This is a genomic window from Marinomonas colpomeniae, assembly GCF_014803385.1.
Taxonomy (GTDB): Bacteria; Pseudomonadota; Gammaproteobacteria; order Pseudomonadales; family Marinomonadaceae; genus Marinomonas; species Marinomonas colpomeniae.
Genome location: NZ_JACYFC010000002.1, coordinates 600910 through 617526, shown reverse-complemented (window position 1 = coordinate 617526; position 16617 = coordinate 600910). Strand labels below are relative to the sequence as shown.

Here is a 16617-nt window from a genome sequence, read left to right as displayed (position 1 = left end):
AATTATGAGTCTTTTATTTTAGCCAATAACCAGTCTCTAAAAACGATCACCTGTTCTAAATCAGCTTTATCAGCGGGGTACGATAAAAGATATTCATGCGGTGTAGTGATTTGGTGACCGAAAGGAGCAACTAACTCTCCTGTCTGCAGACTTCGTTCCGCAAGAATATTTGGTAGAATGGCAATCCCCATACCATTTTTTGCAGCCTCTAATACCATATGAAAATGTGCAAACGACGTTCCTGAAAACGAACCTCCCTCAAGCCCTTGTGCCACCATCCAATCAGGCCAAGCATTAATTCGTGAAGACAGATGCAAGAAAGGAAACTCAGTTATATCCTCTACCTTCCATTCGCTACGTGCCTGCCCACCAATTCGTGTCAGCAAATCAGGTGAACACACAGCAATCATGTTTTCCCTCATCAGTTGATGAGAAACAGCTCGCGGCCAATGATCACCACCATAATGCAAAATAATATCGATACTTTCTGGATCAATTTTAGCCGCGTCATCTAAAGAGCGAACTTTAATTTGAAACTGAGGATGGGATATTTGAAATTCAGCAAGACGTGGCATTAGCCAATAAGAAGCTAAGGTCGGTAAAGATGATATGGTTAGCGTCGTTTTTTCATCTTCACGATGTAACATACGTAAACACGCATTCTCCATACCATCCAGTAATGGCACAACCTCTTTATAATAAGCCGCTCCCGTACCTGTCAGCACAAGACGTTTATTTAATCGAATGAATAAATCTCGTGATAAGAACTCTTCGAGGTTACGGATCTGACGACTCACAGCACTTTGTGTAAGATGTAACTCTTCAGAAGCCTTTGTAAAACTCAGATGCCGAACAGAAGCTTCAAAACACTTTAAAGCAGTGGAAGATGGGATATAACGGCGCATTTAGGCGTTACTCATTAACAAAACAGGAAGATAATAACTGTACCCTATATAACCGTCATTCCCTAACAGTAAAAACAAAAAAACGCATTGTGAAAATGCGTTTTTTGGCAAAATACATTATATTTTTTAAGCAGTTAGCTTAAAGCATGTGACTGCTGCCCAAGATGATAAGTGCGCGCCCCTACTTCATAAAACATACGTTTCAGCTCTCTAAAAGGTATATCTCTCAATAAAGTAGTTGGTATCGAAAGGCTTTCCCTTTGTCCTGCGAACCATTGAGCCAATTCCGCGCCAACAACCGTACCAGGCCCAATACCACGCCCACTATAACCAGCCACACTAAACAAACCATTTTGCAGCTGCTGACAGTGAGGTAAATGATCTTCACTGTAGGCTATTTTTCCTGTCCAGCAATAGTCCCACTTCACTTTACTTAAAATAGGAAATAATTCTGTTACTCGCTGACTTGCCCAATTTGACAAGATATTGCCCTCTCCACCCATGCCGCCAAATACCAAGCGACCTTGTTGATCAAGGCGAAAAGAGCTCATTACAGTACAAGTATCCCAAACACCTTCCTTATTAGGCAGAATACTAGCCAATTGAGCATCAGATAAAGGCTTACTTGCGAGTTGAGAATAAAAGATTGGGACAAATTTACGTGCCTGCTCTTTAACACCATATTCGCTATAAGCATTCGTCGCCAAAATCACTTTTTCGGCATGCACTTCACCACTAGTTGTGTAAATAGCCCACCCGCCTGACGTTGGTTCAATCTTATCAACAGGAGAGAACTCAAATAATTTGGCACCCTCTTTCAATGCCGCCTCAGCTAGCCCTCTAGCGTAAGCTAAAGGTTGAATCGTACCTGCTCGTGGATCAAATAACGCGGAGTTAAATTTATCAGAACCAATACGTGATTGAGCCTCAGCAGCATCCAAGAGCTGAACTGGTGCACCACGCAGTGTCAATTGCTCATAACGTCGTTCTAATTGCGCCAATCCAGCTTTACCGACACCAGCATGCAAAGTGCCATTACGTGTTGCTTCACACTGAATACCATATTCATCGATCAAGCCATAAACATACTCAGGCGCAGCCGCTAATGCATTATAAAGTACACTACCTGCCTCAGCACCGATCGACGCATCTAGCTGATTAGGCTCTAACCATAGCCCTGCATTAGCAAGACCAACATTTCGGCCAGATCCGCCAAAACCAACTTCTTGCGCCTCAACAACGGCAACAGACATGCCTAATTTTGCCATATGCAGTGCCGCCGACAACCCTGTAAAACCGCCGCCGACAATGACTACGTCAACCTCTAAACGGCCTTCTAACGCTGTTAATACTGGTGCTGCAGGTGAACTAGCACGCCACAAAGAATCACATAACTGTGTAGGCATATCAAAACCCTCTCACGCGAAAACATTTAACGCCTTTAGAGCGAGACAGAATAAAAACGTACGGCTAAATAGTTATAAATAGCCGTACAAAGGGAGGTATTAACCAAAATAAACAACATACTAAAAATACGGTTTACTCAAAAACAATACCTTGAGCCAATGGTAAGTCACCACCATAATTCACTGTATTTGTTGTACGACGCATGTAATTTCTCCATGCATCTGAACCAGACTCGCGACCGCCACCAGTCTCTTTCTCACCACCAAATGCGCCACCAATTTCTGCACCTGACGTACCGATATTAACATTAGCAATACCACAATCAGAACCTGCAGGCGCCATAAATAATTCCGCTTCGCGCATACTTTCCGTAAACACAGCAGAAGATAACCCTTGTGGCACTTCATTTTGAATCTCAATGGCTTCTTCAAATGTACTGTACGTCAACACGTATAAAATTGGAGCAAACGTTTCCTCATGAACAATGGGAGCATCATGAGCAATGTGAACAATAGCTGGTTTCACATAAAAACCGCCAGTCGGAACGTTTTCCGTTACACGCTCACCACCACAAATAACGTCACCACCTTGTTTCTTCGCCGTTTCTAATGCGGCTTGCATGCTGTCAAAACTTCTTTCATCAATTAATGGCCCTACTAAATTACCATCTACCAATGGATTACCCACACGAAGAGAACCGTAGGATTTAGCCAAACTTGCAACCAAACCATCAACAACACTTTCGTGAGTAATAAGACGACGTAAAGTAGTGCAACGCTGACCTGCAGTTCCCGCTGCGGAGAAGACGATTGCACGTAGTGCAAGGTCAAGGTCAGCAGATTTAGAAACGATCATTGCATTATTACCACCAAGTTCTAACAAAGAACGGCCTAATCGACCAGCAACTGTTTTTGCGACAGCACGGCCCATCACTGTAGAGCCTGTTGCAGAAACAAGCGGGAACGTCTCACTTGCAGCAATAGCTTCGCCTAAATCACGGTCACCAATCATTACAGAAACAGCAGCTTTTGGAATATCCGGCATATCAGCAATAACGTTTTGTGCAATTTGATACATAGCCAATGCACATAAAGGCGCTTTTTCAGATGGTTTTAGTAAAACAGGGTCGCCACAAACAAGACCTAACATTGTATTCCAAGCCCAAACCGCCATTGGAAAGTTGAACGCCGTAATAACGGCAACAGGACCTAGTGGCTGCCATTGCTCCATCATGCGATGTCCTGGACGCTCAGACACAATCGATAAACCATGTAGCATGCGGGATTGACCAACAGCGAAGTCACACACGTCAATCCACTCTTGTACTTCACCTAGTGCTTCAGGCGTAATTTTTCCTGCCTCTAAAGAGATAACTTGTGCTAATTCATTTTTGTATTTACGTGCTTCATCACCAATACGTCGAACCAACTCACCACGGCGCGGCGCAGGAATAGTGCGTAGTACTTTAAAAGCGTCTTTTAATTCAGCATTCACTTTATCAAGTTGAGCCGCAGTCGCGTTATTAAAAGTAGACAGTTTCGCACCATCAATAGGGCTGTGCGCAGAAAAAGCACTACCTTCACCCAATACGGTTGTATTACCTGTTAAAACGCTAAAATATGTGTCGCCTTGTTTTAAGGTATTAATACCCAATACGTCTAAGCAAGCTAATGACATGTGAAACCTCTTAATAAATGTGTTTATAAATAAGAATTAACTCCTTCCACAATAACCAGCTCATTCAATAATGAGAAATACCGTTTTTCTGCTAGTGGTCTAGTTTTTACCTATAGCTAACGACATACTTCTATAGGTATATTTAACAACATACTATTTTAGAAAAAGAAGATTAAAAAAATGGACATCCGATCACTGCGTTACTTTATTGCTGTTTACGAAGAGCGAAGCCTTAGCACTGCCGCTAAACGCTGTTTTGTTGCCCAGCCTTCTATCTCAACGACTGTGGCGCGACTTGAAGAAGATCTAGGAACTAAGTTATTTGTTCGACATTCAAAAGGAGTGTCACCAACAGACAGCGGCGCACAGCTATACCCTCATGCATGTAAAATGGTTAATGACCTTAGTTCAATGCGCAGCCTATTTATAGATTCACCGGCTCCACTTGCTTTATCTATTTCGCTTGCGCCCTTCTTATCTGGCGCGCTCATTAGTCAGGTCATCAAAACCATGTTAGATGAAGTATCTACACTTACACTTAAGCTCGTCGATGAATCAGAAAGTGCCGACCTACGTTTCACCTGTAGTCGCCATACGACAGAGGAAGATGTTTTTTATCCTCTCTGGGAAGACGATTACGTGATTGCAATGCCTCTTGATCATTGGCTTACTGACTTTCCTTCTATATCGATCAAGCAGATAGATAAACAACCTTTTATATCTCGCACACCTTGCGACATTTTAGAATCGTGGAACTATTTAATGCAGAAACAAAAGCTAACCACAGATGTTCGGGCACAAGTAAAAACAGAAGAGTATGCCCTTGATTTGGTTGCGGCAGGATTAGGAATTTCATTAATACCTGAGCATTCTGCCCGTGGCCGCAGTGATTTATGCTTACGAACACTCAATGATGTTAAATTAAAGCGCATGGTAGGTTTAGCTCACAAAAAAGAACGCAGTTTTCCAGCACTCCTTATCAACACTATTTTAGCGGCCAAACAACAACTGTTAGTTAATAAAACGCCTACATAAAGTGTCTCTCGCAATACTTTTATGCATCATGAAATACATTTTTACCTTTTGCGTTATTGCTAATGACTGGATTAAAGTACTTTCAACAACCTAATTACATTGCAGGAAATCCTATGACACCTTCTAATTTTTTTAGTGCTTTGTGGGAAAACTACACACAAATCACACCTCAAGCTAAACGTATCCATCAGCTTTTTGAAAATCTTGGTGAAACCGTATTAAATGACCATGTAGCCTTCCGGACTTTTAATAACTCGCCAATTTCTTTGGAAAAATTAGAACCTCAACTTGAAGCGATTGGCTACAAACCTTATGGCGCCTTTCTTTTTGAGAGTAAACATTTAAAAGCTCGCTGCTATAAGCACGAAACCAATGCCGATTCACCGAAGATCTTTTTATCTGAGTTATTAGTAGAAGAATTACCTCAACATTGCCAAGATATTATTGGGAAGTACATTGCGCAAATTCCAACTGATGCCGTTCAAACACCCGATGTTTTTTGGTCAGGAATTTTATGGAACACACCCACTGAAGAGGAATATTTAATCCTAGCAGAGCACAGTGAATATGCCGCTTGGTTATCTACTATGGGGCTGCAAGCCAACCACTTCACCGTTAGCATTAATCATTTAAAAAACTACCAAACTATTGAAGAAGTTAATCAGTTACTAATTAAAGAAGGTTACGCTCTAAACGAAGTGGGTGGTTTGGTAAAAGGCACGCCTCAATCCTTCCTAGAGCAATCCTCTACAATGGCAGACAAAATCTCTTACCGGTTTGCAGGAAACACTCAAAAAACGATTCCAAGTTGCTTTTATGAGTTTGCACGCCGCCACATTCAACCAAATGGCGTTTTATTCGATAGTTTTATTGAAGGTAACGCTGACAAGATTTTCGATTCAACCAACAGCTAGTTCGCTATCGGTACATCACTATAAAAAGGGCTACAGTGGCTCTTTTTATAGTTCTTAATCCCAAACATCACAACTTATCCTATTTTTGTCACCTTTCCCTGAGAGTATCAACACTTGTTAGTATGTACCGGCTCTTCTGGCTGTGTATAATGCTGGTAATTTTTATATGGGCGTTAAAATTATGATGAATCAATTTATTGAATTTGCTACCAACAACTGGGAGATGGTTGCTGTATTTCTGGCAATCCTAGCAGCCGTACTTTTTTACGAGAGTAAAAACGGTGCGCAAGGTCTATCTCCTTCTGCAGCAACTAACCTAATGAATACAGAAGACGCTGTCATTGTTGACACTCGTCCTGCTAAAGAATTCAGTACAGGTTACATCACAGGCGCATTAAATATCCCTGCCGCTAAGATGAAAGAAAACCTAAATCGCCTTGAGAAACACAAAGATGCCCCAATCATTATTGTATGTAAATCAGGCATCACCTCTGGCACAACAGCAAAAGAGCTAAAGAAAGAAGGCTTTACCAAGGTGTATAAACTTCAAGGCGGGATTGCTGAATGGCAGTCATCTAACTTGCCGTTAGTAAAAGGATAGGAAAAAAATCATGGCCACGGTTACCATTTATTCAAGTAATTATTGCCCTTTTTGCACAAGAGCAAAACAGCTTCTATCATCTAAAAACGTTGCGTTTAATGAAATTAACGTTGACGGTAACAACAAACTTCGCCAAGAAATGACCAAAAAAAGCGGACGCACTTCCGTTCCTCAAATTTGGATTGGCGAGAAGCATGTTGGCGGCTGCGATGAACTTTATGATCTTGAACGCAAAGACGCACTCGACGGTTTACTCGCGTAATAGCCGTTTTTTTCATGAAATATTAGTGCGTTTATTCAAACGAATTAGTAGTAATACGTTATTTAAAATATAAAAAGGAAAAGTCATGTCTGATACTACAGAAGTGAACACAGCAGCAGAAACACAAGAAACGTCAACGCCACAGTTGTCTATGCAACGTGTTTTCTTAAAAGATATTTCTTTTGAATCACCTCGCTCTCCAATGGTTTTTCAAGAAGAATGGAAACCTGAAGTTGGCTTAGAACTAAACACTAAAAGCCGTCAAGTTGGCGAAAATGTCTTTGAAATCGTATTACATATTACGGTTACTGTTAAAAACAATGGCGAAGCAGGCTACTTAGTAGAGATTCAGCAAGGTGGTTTATTTACCATTTCTGGTCTTGATGATCAGCAACTACACCATGCTTTAGGCGCTTTTTGTCCTGCAACACTTTTCCCATACGCTCGTGAGAACATCGATGCTGTTGTGGTTAAAGGCAGTTTCCCTGCGATAATGCTTGCACCGATCAACTTTGATGCTCTTTATCTAGAAAGCCTACAAAAGCAACAAGCAGAAACAACACAGTAAGAAACACACTTGTTGATAATGAATCCGTCTAGAAAACACTAAAAAAAGGAGGCTTCAAGCCTCTTTTTTTTATAGCATAATAGCTATCTAATGCCTTTAAATATCATCCGTTAAAATGGAATGTGTGATGAAAAAGAAAAAGCCTTGTCCATATTGCCTGAAAGCTCGTTGGTTAATACTCTACTTAAGCTGCTTTGCACTGTTTGGCGTATTGCTTGCTAACCAATTTTTAGAAAAGGGTATGTAGCGTGAAATGGGGCATTCTTTGGATTACCGTCGCTCTACTAAGCGGCTGCGCAACCTATAAACAAGACATTGACGAAGGCCTAAGTCTAGCAAAAGAGGGCGATTGGCAAGAAGCTGAAAGCGTTCTCGAAGATGTATTAGATAACCCTCAAGACCAGTTACTGTATTATTTAGAAACAGGGACTCTTGCTCAAAATCAAGGCGACTTCGTTCGCAGTAACGCTTTATTAGAAAAAGCGGACAGACTTAGTGATACTTTTTTAAAAAATAGCTTTTCTAACCGCTCTTGGGCTTTACTCAGTAACCCGAGACAAGGCAACTATGAAGGCAGTGGTCTAGAAAGAGTTTATATTAGCTATTTGAAATCGCTTAACTACTTAGCTCTAGCCGAGCAAGCCAACACTGCAAAAGAAAAACTCAGACTGAAAGATGCGGCCTTAGTTGAAACCCGTCGCATCGACATCAAACTCAATGAAATTCGCGCTCAAACCCCAAGCTACCAAGACTTAAATGACAAAAAAAACCAAGCATTCTATTTAAAGGCACTTAACTGGTTAGGTGGTTTTTATACAGGCGGCAGAGACACAGACCAATTTCTCTATCGTGATGATGCTTGGGGTCGCTACATGGAAGGATTGCAGTACGAGATCAGCAACGAATACGATGATGCACGAATCAGTTATCAGAAATCGGCCGAGCTTTACGAGTCTGGCTACGCTAAACAATACGACTTATCTGATTTAACCGCCGAACGCGCTTGGTTAGATACTATTCGCATGATGCAAAAAGGTGGATTTAGTCAAGATGAGATACAACAAAAAAGCCAAGCAAAGCTGTCTGCAAAAATGCAAGACACACTCAAGCAATATCATGATGGTGACGCTGAATTAGTTGTCTTAGAGCATCAAGGCTTTATTCCAGCAAAAAGTGAAATGACACTCTTACTGCATGCAGATCCACGCTCTTATTCGTTAGTACTTCAACCACTTCACGGTGGCGGAAGAGCAGAAGAGAACGATGCATTCCGCTGGTTCACTATGGCGTATGCCGACATAAATCCACTCAATTTAATTGCTAACTATAAAGTCGGTGGAGCATGGGGAAGCCTAACCGGTATCTTTACTAAACGAGTGATTCTTGGCCGCACGGTTTGGCAACAGCTTGATGATCTAAATGTAGACAATTTACTTGAAGGGCAAGCTATTCGAGTAACGGTTCCTTATTACCACCGTTTCACGTTAGATAAGCAACAGCCAAAACTCAATATTCCTGGTTCTCGAAATTCAAGTACAAACGGCAGTTTAAGAATGACATCACTTGCCGATATTGCTTTTCAAGAACAACTAGCCATCGCACAGCGTGATATTTACGAAGGGTTAATACGAGAAATGTTCCGTAGTTGGCTTGCTTATCAAGTGTCGGCAAACGTAAAGGATGAAGGTGCCAGCCTTTTATTAGGTCTTATTGGTCAGATAGCCGTGTTCGCCTCATCGTCAGCAGATACGCGCAATTGGCTAACATTACCAGCTCAAGTTAGGCTCACTAGAGAACCTCTTCCTCCAGGGGACTACTCACCGGATTATAACACCAATAAAAAGCGTTTTTCTCTTGGAAAAATTGCTTTAGAAACAAATGAAATTAAGGTCTGGAACCTACGCAATCCAAACTAAATTGATTACACTCAATATTAATTGTTGAACATCACGACAAAAAACATATAAGGAAAGTATTATGAATATGAGTCAACTAGCCCAGTTAAAATGGACACAATTTTCACTAAAGAGTATTTTCATATTCTTTATGGCTGTTGTATTAACCGCATGCTCTAGCGGCAGCGTAGAACGTGTTAGTACTGATGAAGACATCATGCTTTCAGATCGTTGGAACGATACAGATTCGCGCCTTGTTGCAGAAGAAATGATGGGGGATATGCTAACCTTCCCTTGGTTCCGAGATTACAATTTTAGCCAGAAAGGAAACCCAACCGTTATTGTCCAAACCATTCGCAATAAAACCTCTGAACATATACCTGTTGATACCTTCGTCAATGACATCAAACGCAGTTTATTACGAGCAGGAAAAGTTGACTTTGTTGTTTCAGGAGCAGAGCGCGATGAAATTCGTACTGAGCGTGAAGAGCAAGAACTTAACGCTGCGCCAGATACAGTGGCTAAATTTGGTTTAGAACAAGGGGCTGGTTTTGCCCTTTCAGGTACGATCAACTCAATAGTGGATTCTAATGGTGACCAACGAGTTAGTTTCTATCAAGTAGATTTGAAATTGATCGATATGACCACTAACCGCGAAGTATGGAATGGCCAAAAGAAACTCAAAAAACTGGCTGATAAAGGCTTCTTTTAAACATGATACCTCCCTTGATTCCTAAACCGTTAAACTGGCTATTGACCCTAGGCCTACTTGCCAGTTTAACGGGGTGTCTTGGTTCAGATACCAAAAAAGAGTCTGCCGAGTCATTGCCAAACTGGGTAACATCACCACCAAAAGACAGCACCTATCTTTATGGTGTTGGCAGCTCTGCACGTATTGAAAACATTGCATTAGCGTTTACTCAAGCAGAGCAAAATGGCAATGCTCAAATCGCACAACAATTGCGAACTCAAGTAAGCCAAGTTAATACGCAAGACACAACAGTGGCATCATCGGGACAAGGAAGCGAACAGGTTTCTAAAGTACACACAGCGTACACTCAAGTCACAACAGCGCCTATAGAGCTAGAGCAAGCGGTCAATGAAAAACGCTTTGCTCACACAAACTATGTATACGCACTTCAATCGATCGATCGCTCTCGTATTGTGGCTAAACTCCGCCTAGCGTTAACCGAACTAGACAGCAAAATTCGAGACCAAGCGAAGCGTTTGAGTACAGACAGTAATCAACCACCAGCACAACAAGACTGGCAAACGTATATGGGGTTGATCCCTCATTTTGCACAACGAAAATCCTATCAAGATGAGCTAAGCCTTTACTCCACAGAGCGAACACTGGCTAGTACAGCAGACCAAGATATCCAAGATATAGAACAACAACTTGGGCAAGCTCTCTTCACCTATGGCTTTGATACGTCAACAACAAAACAATCGAACGAGCTATCTAGCGCTCTATCTCAGTACGGACTGACGCCTAAAAGTAACTCATTATTCACATTAAAAAGTACGACAACTCAACACAATGAAACGCAATCAGGTCGCTTTTATGTATTTGAGGACGGTACATTGGAACTAATCGGCCCAACGGGTGATCGTCTTGCCTCATGGGAAGTAAGTGCCAGAGGGATAGCCAGAACGAAACAAGCAGCTGAAGGCAACGCCACTCAAAATTGGTCACTGCAAGCAATTGAAGCTATGTTCGTTTGGTTAACCCGTTTAAAATAGAAAGAGTGAATTTTTCTAACCTATAAGCTGAAATTTGATCGTTTGCTGAACGATAAGTCAACTCCTACAATAACAACAGTCAAATATGACTTAATATTTAGGAGAATCATCATGAAAAACAATTTGAAATATGACAATTTTGGCAATATTGATGCTGATTTCTATGTTGAACAAGCATATGAATTACGTCGTGCTTATTACGCTGTTGTCATCAAAAAAGCGATTGTAAGTGTAAAAGCTTTCTTTGCAACTCATACTATTAGCCACCCATTAAAGTCAGCATAGGATTTAACAAAAAGCTAAACAGTTCAGTACAAGAAAAGTAATATAGTTAAACTCAATGTTCCCGATGATCGAAAGGTAACAATAAAAATATCGATCCGGTAACTGGGCTTAATCGCTTCTATTATTTACTATATCCTATTTAAATAATCTAAAACCTAAATAAAACGCTCTCGCCTCTTCGCTCAATTTCTTCTGTTTCTAGTGATCCATTACTCATCAAAATATTACTGTAACCAGAGTGTCATAAATACGACATAAGCTATTGTTTACGTTATTTTCTAACTTAGATGACATTGAGAGAACATGAGTAAAACTGATGATGCTGCATTACTGGAAGACATCCTTAAAAACGGATTAATCACACCTTATTTCCAACCTATTTACAATCTAAGTAATGGAAAAATTTACGGACACGAAGCGCTTTCTCGTGGTCCTAAAAACACCACTTTATTTTCTCCAGATCCATTGTTTTCCCTAGCAACACAAGAAGAGAAGTTACACAAACTGGAACTTCTTTGTCGTGAAAAAGCCTTATCTAAATTTTCAACATTATCATTAAAAGGCCGTTTATTTCTTAACGTCAGCGCCTCTCTATTAGGGTCTCCTGACCATCAATCTGGCATGACTCTGTCTATTCTTAATGAGTTAGGTTTAAACCAAAAAGACATCGTTATTGAACTTTCAGAGCAACACCCTTACGACCATAATGGCTTGCCTCGCAGCAGCGTTGATCATTATCGTAAAATGGGATTTCAAGTCGCTATTGACGATCTAGGCGTAGGTTATTCCGGGTTACAGCTTTGGTCAGAGTTACAACCTGACATAGTCAAAATAGATAAACACTTTATTAAAAATATCGATACGGATGAGATTAAACGAGAGTTCGTTCGCTCTATTTTAACCATCGCCCAACGTCTAAATTGTAAGCTCATTGCAGAAGGAATCGAGACTAAGCAAGAACTCGATCAATTAATCGAAATTGGCGTCAAACTTGGACAAGGCTATTATTTAGGTCGCCCTACCGACACGCCTAACTTTTCAACCAATACGTACTTAGAAAAACAAGGACAGAGGCGCGAACAGTTCCAAGTAGATCACTCTGAAACCGTTCAAACGTTATGTCGTCCAACAACAGCGCTATATGAAACAAGTTTGCTAGGTGACGTTTCTGAGTATTTTAAGACACACAAAGATCTTGCTGCTATTCCAGTAATTGATCAAAGCGGAGCACCAATTGGAGTGGTACGTCGTAACCAATTCCATGAAACACTTTCCACACCTTATGGCCGAGCACTTTATGAACATAAACCCGTTACTCACATGCTCAGCGACGACATGCTTATTGTTGAAAGCAATACCAGCCTTTCAGATGTTTCAACATTAATGACAGATCAAGACACGGATATTCTTAACAATGAAATTATTGTTGTACGCGATGGCAAGTTTATTGGTACAGGTCATTTAAGGGATCTATTAAAACGTATTACCGAATTGAAAATTCAAACGGCGACGTATTCAAACCCATTAACTTTATTGCCTGGAAATGTACCTATCCACAATGAAGTAAGCCGCCGCCTTTCCGCTAAAGAAGAGTTCCATGTCGCGTACTTTGATTTAAACGACTTCAAACCTTTTAATGACTTCTTTGGCTATTCAAAAGGCGATGCTGTTATTCAATTGCTTGGCTCATTAATAAAAGACGTAGTTTCACCGGTTAATAATTTTATAGGTCATATTGGCGGCGATGATTTTGTGGTTATTTTTGGTGAGCAAAACTGGAAACAACAATGTGAACAAATCTTATCTGCTTTCGCTCAGAAAATTACTATTTTTTATTCTGAAGATAACCTGAAAGAAAATGGTGTTTGGACCAAGAACCGGAAAGGGGAAATGGCTTTTCATGACATATTAAGCTTAGCTATTGGTGTCTTTAAACCGGACGTTACAGAATGTAAAAACCAACATCAAGTTGCTGAAAAAGCAGCTAAGGCCAAAAAACTAGCCAAAGACAAGGGTGGAAATTGCGTCTATCTACATATATCTTCAAAAGACTTACCGTATAAATCAGCCATCTAATCTGTTGTGTTTAAAATGTCATAAAGAACACACAGGGCTGTCATAAACACCTATTAGTCTGGAAATAACTCAGTCTAATCACTCATCATTGGGGCGTGTTTATGCAGACAACATTCAGATCCGTATTTATTTCCGACGTTCACTTAGGTACCAAGGCTTGCCAAGCTGTTCACTTATTGGATTTCTTGAAAAGCATTCAAACAGACACGCTTTATTTAGTTGGCGATATTATCGACTTACAAGAGATGCGCCATAAAGCCTATTTTATTGATACTCACCACCAAGTGGTTGAGCAAGTCTTAAGCATGGCGAAATCCGGAACCAAGGTCATTTACATTCCTGGAAACCATGACGCATTCTTCCGTCAATTCGTAGGGCAAACCTTGTCAGGCATTGATATTAAAATGCACGCTCGCCATAAAACGGCAGATGGTCGAACTTTCCATGTTAGCCACGGTGATGAATTCGATCAGATGGTAAAAATAAGCCCTCTCATGCTGGCCATAGGAGACAAAGCACACGGCGTCATGTTGTCACTGAACCAATGGATAAATGGCGTCAGACGGTTTGTTGGTTTGCCATACTGGTCACTCGCTGGTTATTTGAAAAGCCACATCAGCAAAGCCAAAGAATTCATCGAACGCTTCGAAACTGCGGCCTTAAAATCCGCTAAAAACCAAAAAGTAGACGGCTATATTTGCGGCCACATTCACTTTGCCTCATTCAGAATGAAAGACGACATCCTTTACTGTAACGATGGAGACTGGGTTGAACATTGCACCGCGCTAACCGAATCCACTTCTGGCGAACTGAGTTTATTACATTGGTCAGAACAACCTAAAATACTCGCGACAGAACCAAAAGCAGAAGATTGGGGCTATGAGCCGATTCCTTCCAACAGCTAAATGGTTGGAATCGTGGACTGTGTTAGGAAGTTCATTCAATTATGAGTAATGGTGTTTGTGGGGAATGAGTTAACGTCCGTATATGGTTTTTTTAAAGTGCAATGAGGAACGAGCGAAGAGTAAGCAGCCCCAGTAATCGAAGTCTGTGATTATGATGCACTTGTTAAATACTGTGCTATGTATTGGGACTGTAAAAAGTTGACTTATGGGTTTCTTGAGATCATGCAATTGCTGGTGCGTTGCTACGTATTCATTCAATTTCACTATAACCAAGCTCTTCACCTTTTACTCTTTCAAGTAATACTTCTATAGATGGGTTATAGAATATAACCAAATTCTCCGAATTTACTTTGGTAGATAACTTTTGAAATGAACCTGTCTCACCAACGTCTAAAAATACCCATAATATTATCCATGGCCATTTAACGTCTACAACCAGAACTCGCAGTTGTTACGAGTCCCAACCAGTGTATTTTTACTGGCGATTGTTTTTTTTGTTAGTTGTATTTTTAATAAACTTATCCGTAGTGAATAGAAATGATTACAGATCGTTACTAATAGACTTATCTTGTTTTTTCAATAACAAGATATCATAGCTGGGTGATGTATAAAGCAAGATAGCACTTTGAGTATAGTTTTCATCGGACATTAGCTTTAAATATACCGTGTTTTTGTCGTACGCTAAAAATGCCTCCCTGTTTGGTAAAGCATCAACAGCCTGAAATTCTTTCTGAGTTGAAGATGAAGAAGGTGAACCATATTTCTCAGAAAGTCCGTTTGCTAGACTAAGAGCAACATCAACAGAAGGTGCAATAGCGAACCTCAAAAACTTATCATCAATAAAAAATGCACCAGCTTCTACTGCCTCACCACCAAACATGAAATCATCACAACCGTAATACTCTACTCCAATCTGGCCAGACTCATATTTTTGCAGGGTACAAACATTACTCGCAACAATTTGTTTTGCAGACATTCCAAATTTGAGATCTTTATACCCATCAACTGCTGTCGCCGTTTGAGATATAAATAATACACCCAGAATTAATGATGAAATTATGTAGCTTCTGAAATTCATTTTTCACTCTCCTCCCTAATTTTACTTATTTTCAAATACTTTAGATTATGATGTCAAACAACTAACTCTTCAAGAAGAGGCGCGCTTTTACGCGTTCTTCTTGCTTGATTTGTTTGGGATTTGCTCTCGCTTACTTATGAATAAACTTGCTTGTATAAGTTCTTGGACTTGCTGGGAAATATCGTTATTTGTAGGCCAATCAATGGATCCACCCTCTTTAACTGCTTCCAATGATTTTTCATACTGCTGCTTGAGGTTCCTGACATTACTTAGGAGTGAACTCCATACTACTAGGTACTCACTCGATATCTCAGCAGCAACGGGAGTTAAACTTAAAAGGGTGTCATAGTTCTGATGCACAGTCTCAAGTAGCATTTTTGTATGCAATGGGCCGACTTCATTTTTTAGAGTATTAATTGTTGAGTAAGTTGACCTACAGAAATCTTCAAGCTCGTCCATTGAAGCGCTATATTTAGCATGCTTATCCCAAGCAAAGGGATTAGCGGACTTAAACACATCCAGCAATAAGCAAGAGTGCATTTCCAAGCTCTTTCTCAACTCCTCCTTTCTATCTTGCTCGATTTTTTTCTCTGTTTCTGATAGTGATTTACTTCTCTCGTGAGATAGAGAGTTCAAGAATAACCCTAAAATCATAACCCCGAAAAATGCCTGAGAAGATACGACGATTTTCCCAATATCTGTTGTTGGTGTGATATCTCCAAATCCTAACGTAGTAATTGTCATCAAACTTAAATATGCACTATCTACCCAAGACTCCGGCAATCCTAAAGCACATTGAAAAGATAGATAAATTACAAAGTAAGCAATTACGAAAACAATATATGCCCACCCATAGAATTTTGGCTTTTGCTCTATCAAATTCTCTATCATCGTAAATTCAACCCCTTATACCTAACAGCTTTAATAGTGCGCACATGCGTTTAGACAATTTCAAAACCACTCAAATATCTCTATAACGTACTAATTATAAAGCCATTACTAAATGTATTAACAAAGCTAAATACTGGCAAAGCGCGCACACGCATTATTCTCTTTATCTACAACACGTTATTTCGATGCTGCAAAACCTTGTTGATTGATACTAAGAGGCTTTTCATTTATCTACCAGTACAAACGCGCAAAAATAGAACACTATGCATTCCACACAGGAGTATGAGAACAAGGAGCGCCAATTCCGTGAGGCAAAGCAAAATCGATGAACGAGGTCAAACGACAGTGTCGAGCGAATGGTTTTGGTTTGGCGAT

16 protein-coding genes are annotated in these 16617 nt (G+C 40.4%); 11 read left to right on the top strand and 5 right to left on the bottom strand.

The window, feature by feature from the left end; genetic code table 11:
- Window positions 1-2 precede the first annotated feature (2 nt).
- The 3 genes from IF202_RS08120 to amaB all read right to left on the bottom strand — a co-directional run bounded on the left by IF202_RS08120 (window position 3) and on the right by amaB (window position 3989).
- Window positions 3-905, bottom strand: coding sequence for a LysR substrate-binding domain-containing protein (locus tag IF202_RS08120; protein WP_191594373.1), 903 nt, complete (start codon window positions 903-905; stop codon window positions 3-5).
- Between the two features lie 134 nt (window positions 906-1039).
- Window positions 1040-2311 carry an NAD(P)/FAD-dependent oxidoreductase gene (locus IF202_RS08115; protein ID WP_191594372.1) on the bottom strand — a complete coding sequence of 424 codons (1272 nt, stop codon included), beginning with the start codon at window positions 2309-2311 and terminating at the stop codon, window positions 1040-1042.
- A gap of 133 nt (window positions 2312-2444) precedes the next feature.
- Window positions 2445-3989: an L-piperidine-6-carboxylate dehydrogenase gene (gene amaB, locus IF202_RS08110; RefSeq protein ID WP_191594371.1), complete on the bottom strand. Its 1545-nt coding sequence runs from the start codon at window positions 3987-3989 to the stop codon at window positions 2445-2447.
- Window positions 3990-4169: 180 nt separating this feature from the next.
- On the opposite strand from amaB, the gene IF202_RS08105 reads away from it, so the two are divergent.
- The 11 genes from IF202_RS08105 to IF202_RS08055 all read left to right on the top strand — a co-directional run bounded on the left by IF202_RS08105 (window position 4170) and on the right by IF202_RS08055 (window position 14273).
- Window positions 4170-5024 (top strand): LysR family transcriptional regulator, encoded by an 855-nt coding sequence (locus IF202_RS08105; RefSeq protein WP_191594370.1) that lies wholly within the window; start codon window positions 4170-4172, stop codon window positions 5022-5024.
- Window positions 5025-5137: 113 nt separating this feature from the next.
- A complete protein-coding gene (locus IF202_RS08100) occupies window positions 5138-5938 on the top strand; it encodes a DUF1338 domain-containing protein (protein WP_191594369.1) in 801 nt (266 codons plus the stop codon).
- A gap of 166 nt (window positions 5939-6104) precedes the next feature.
- Window positions 6105-6539 carry a rhodanese-like domain-containing protein gene (locus tag IF202_RS08095; protein ID WP_191594368.1) on the top strand — a complete coding sequence of 145 codons (435 nt, stop codon included), beginning with the start codon at window positions 6105-6107 and terminating at the stop codon, window positions 6537-6539.
- 10 nt (window positions 6540-6549) lie between these two features.
- Window positions 6550-6801 carry a glutaredoxin 3 gene (gene grxC, locus IF202_RS08090; protein WP_191594367.1) on the top strand — a complete coding sequence of 84 codons (252 nt, stop codon included), beginning with the start codon at window positions 6550-6552 and terminating at the stop codon, window positions 6799-6801.
- Window positions 6802-6886: 85 nt separating this feature from the next.
- Window positions 6887-7369 carry a protein-export chaperone SecB gene (gene secB, locus IF202_RS08085; protein ID WP_191594366.1) on the top strand — a complete coding sequence of 161 codons (483 nt, stop codon included), beginning with the start codon at window positions 6887-6889 and terminating at the stop codon, window positions 7367-7369.
- 248 nt (window positions 7370-7617) lie between these two features.
- A complete protein-coding gene (locus IF202_RS08080; RefSeq protein ID WP_191594365.1) occupies window positions 7618-9285 on the top strand; it encodes a hypothetical protein in 1668 nt (555 codons plus the stop codon).
- Window positions 9286-9346: 61 nt separating this feature from the next.
- Entirely contained in the window at window positions 9347-9976 is a 630-nt protein-coding gene (locus tag IF202_RS08075; protein WP_191594364.1) for a penicillin-binding protein activator LpoB, read from the top strand.
- Between the two features lie 2 nt (window positions 9977-9978).
- Window positions 9979-11007: an LPP20 family lipoprotein gene (locus IF202_RS08070; protein ID WP_191594363.1), complete on the top strand. Its 1029-nt coding sequence runs from the start codon at window positions 9979-9981 to the stop codon at window positions 11005-11007.
- Between the two features lie 111 nt (window positions 11008-11118).
- Entirely contained in the window at window positions 11119-11292 is a 174-nt protein-coding gene (locus IF202_RS08065) for a hypothetical protein (protein ID WP_191594362.1), read from the top strand.
- Between the two features lie 303 nt (window positions 11293-11595).
- Window positions 11596-13368 carry a GGDEF domain-containing protein gene (locus IF202_RS08060; protein WP_191594361.1) on the top strand — a complete coding sequence of 591 codons (1773 nt, stop codon included), beginning with the start codon at window positions 11596-11598 and terminating at the stop codon, window positions 13366-13368.
- 101 nt (window positions 13369-13469) lie between these two features.
- Window positions 13470-14273 carry a UDP-2,3-diacylglucosamine diphosphatase gene (locus tag IF202_RS08055; RefSeq protein ID WP_191594360.1) on the top strand — a complete coding sequence of 268 codons (804 nt, stop codon included), beginning with the start codon at window positions 13470-13472 and terminating at the stop codon, window positions 14271-14273.
- A 541-nt stretch (window positions 14274-14814) separates the two neighbouring features.
- Here IF202_RS08055 and IF202_RS08050 read toward each other — a convergent pair.
- Together IF202_RS08050 and IF202_RS08045 are read right to left on the bottom strand one after the other, a co-directional pair.
- Window positions 14815-15351 (bottom strand): hypothetical protein, encoded by a 537-nt coding sequence (locus IF202_RS08050; RefSeq protein WP_191594359.1) that lies wholly within the window; start codon window positions 15349-15351, stop codon window positions 14815-14817.
- A gap of 87 nt (window positions 15352-15438) precedes the next feature.
- Entirely contained in the window at window positions 15439-16242 is an 804-nt protein-coding gene (locus IF202_RS08045) for a potassium channel family protein (protein ID WP_191594358.1), read from the bottom strand.
- Window positions 16243-16617 lie beyond the last annotated feature (375 nt).

Bases quoted from the DNA above. Each gene is read 5' to 3' on its own strand.
- IF202_RS08120 (WP_191594373.1), bottom strand. From the start codon at position 905: ATGCGCCGTTATATCCCATCTTCCACTGCTTTAAAGTGTTTTGAAGCT.
- IF202_RS08115 (WP_191594372.1), bottom strand. From the start codon at position 2,311: ATGCCTACACAGTTATGTGATTCTTTGTGGCGTGCTAGTTCACCTGCA.
- amaB (WP_191594371.1), bottom strand. From the start codon at position 3,989: ATGTCATTAGCTTGCTTAGACGTATTGGGTATTAATACCTTAAAACAA.
- IF202_RS08105 (WP_191594370.1), top strand. From the start codon at position 4,170: ATGGACATCCGATCACTGCGTTACTTTATTGCTGTTTACGAAGAGCGA.
- IF202_RS08100 (WP_191594369.1), top strand. From the start codon at position 5,138: ATGACACCTTCTAATTTTTTTAGTGCTTTGTGGGAAAACTACACACAA.
- IF202_RS08095 (WP_191594368.1), top strand. From the start codon at position 6,105: ATGGGCGTTAAAATTATGATGAATCAATTTATTGAATTTGCTACCAAC.
- grxC (WP_191594367.1), top strand. From the start codon at position 6,550: ATGGCCACGGTTACCATTTATTCAAGTAATTATTGCCCTTTTTGCACA.
- secB (WP_191594366.1), top strand. From the start codon at position 6,887: ATGTCTGATACTACAGAAGTGAACACAGCAGCAGAAACACAAGAAACG.
- IF202_RS08075 (WP_191594364.1), top strand. From the start codon at position 9,347: ATGAATATGAGTCAACTAGCCCAGTTAAAATGGACACAATTTTCACTA.
- IF202_RS08070 (WP_191594363.1), top strand. From the start codon at position 9,979: ATGATACCTCCCTTGATTCCTAAACCGTTAAACTGGCTATTGACCCTA.
- IF202_RS08065 (WP_191594362.1), top strand. From the start codon at position 11,119: ATGAAAAACAATTTGAAATATGACAATTTTGGCAATATTGATGCTGAT.
- IF202_RS08060 (WP_191594361.1), top strand. From the start codon at position 11,596: ATGAGTAAAACTGATGATGCTGCATTACTGGAAGACATCCTTAAAAAC.
- IF202_RS08055 (WP_191594360.1), top strand. From the start codon at position 13,470: ATGCAGACAACATTCAGATCCGTATTTATTTCCGACGTTCACTTAGGT.
- IF202_RS08050 (WP_191594359.1), bottom strand. From the start codon at position 15,351: ATGAATTTCAGAAGCTACATAATTTCATCATTAATTCTGGGTGTATTA.
- IF202_RS08045 (WP_191594358.1), bottom strand. From the start codon at position 16,242: ATGATAGAGAATTTGATAGAGCAAAAGCCAAAATTCTATGGGTGGGCA.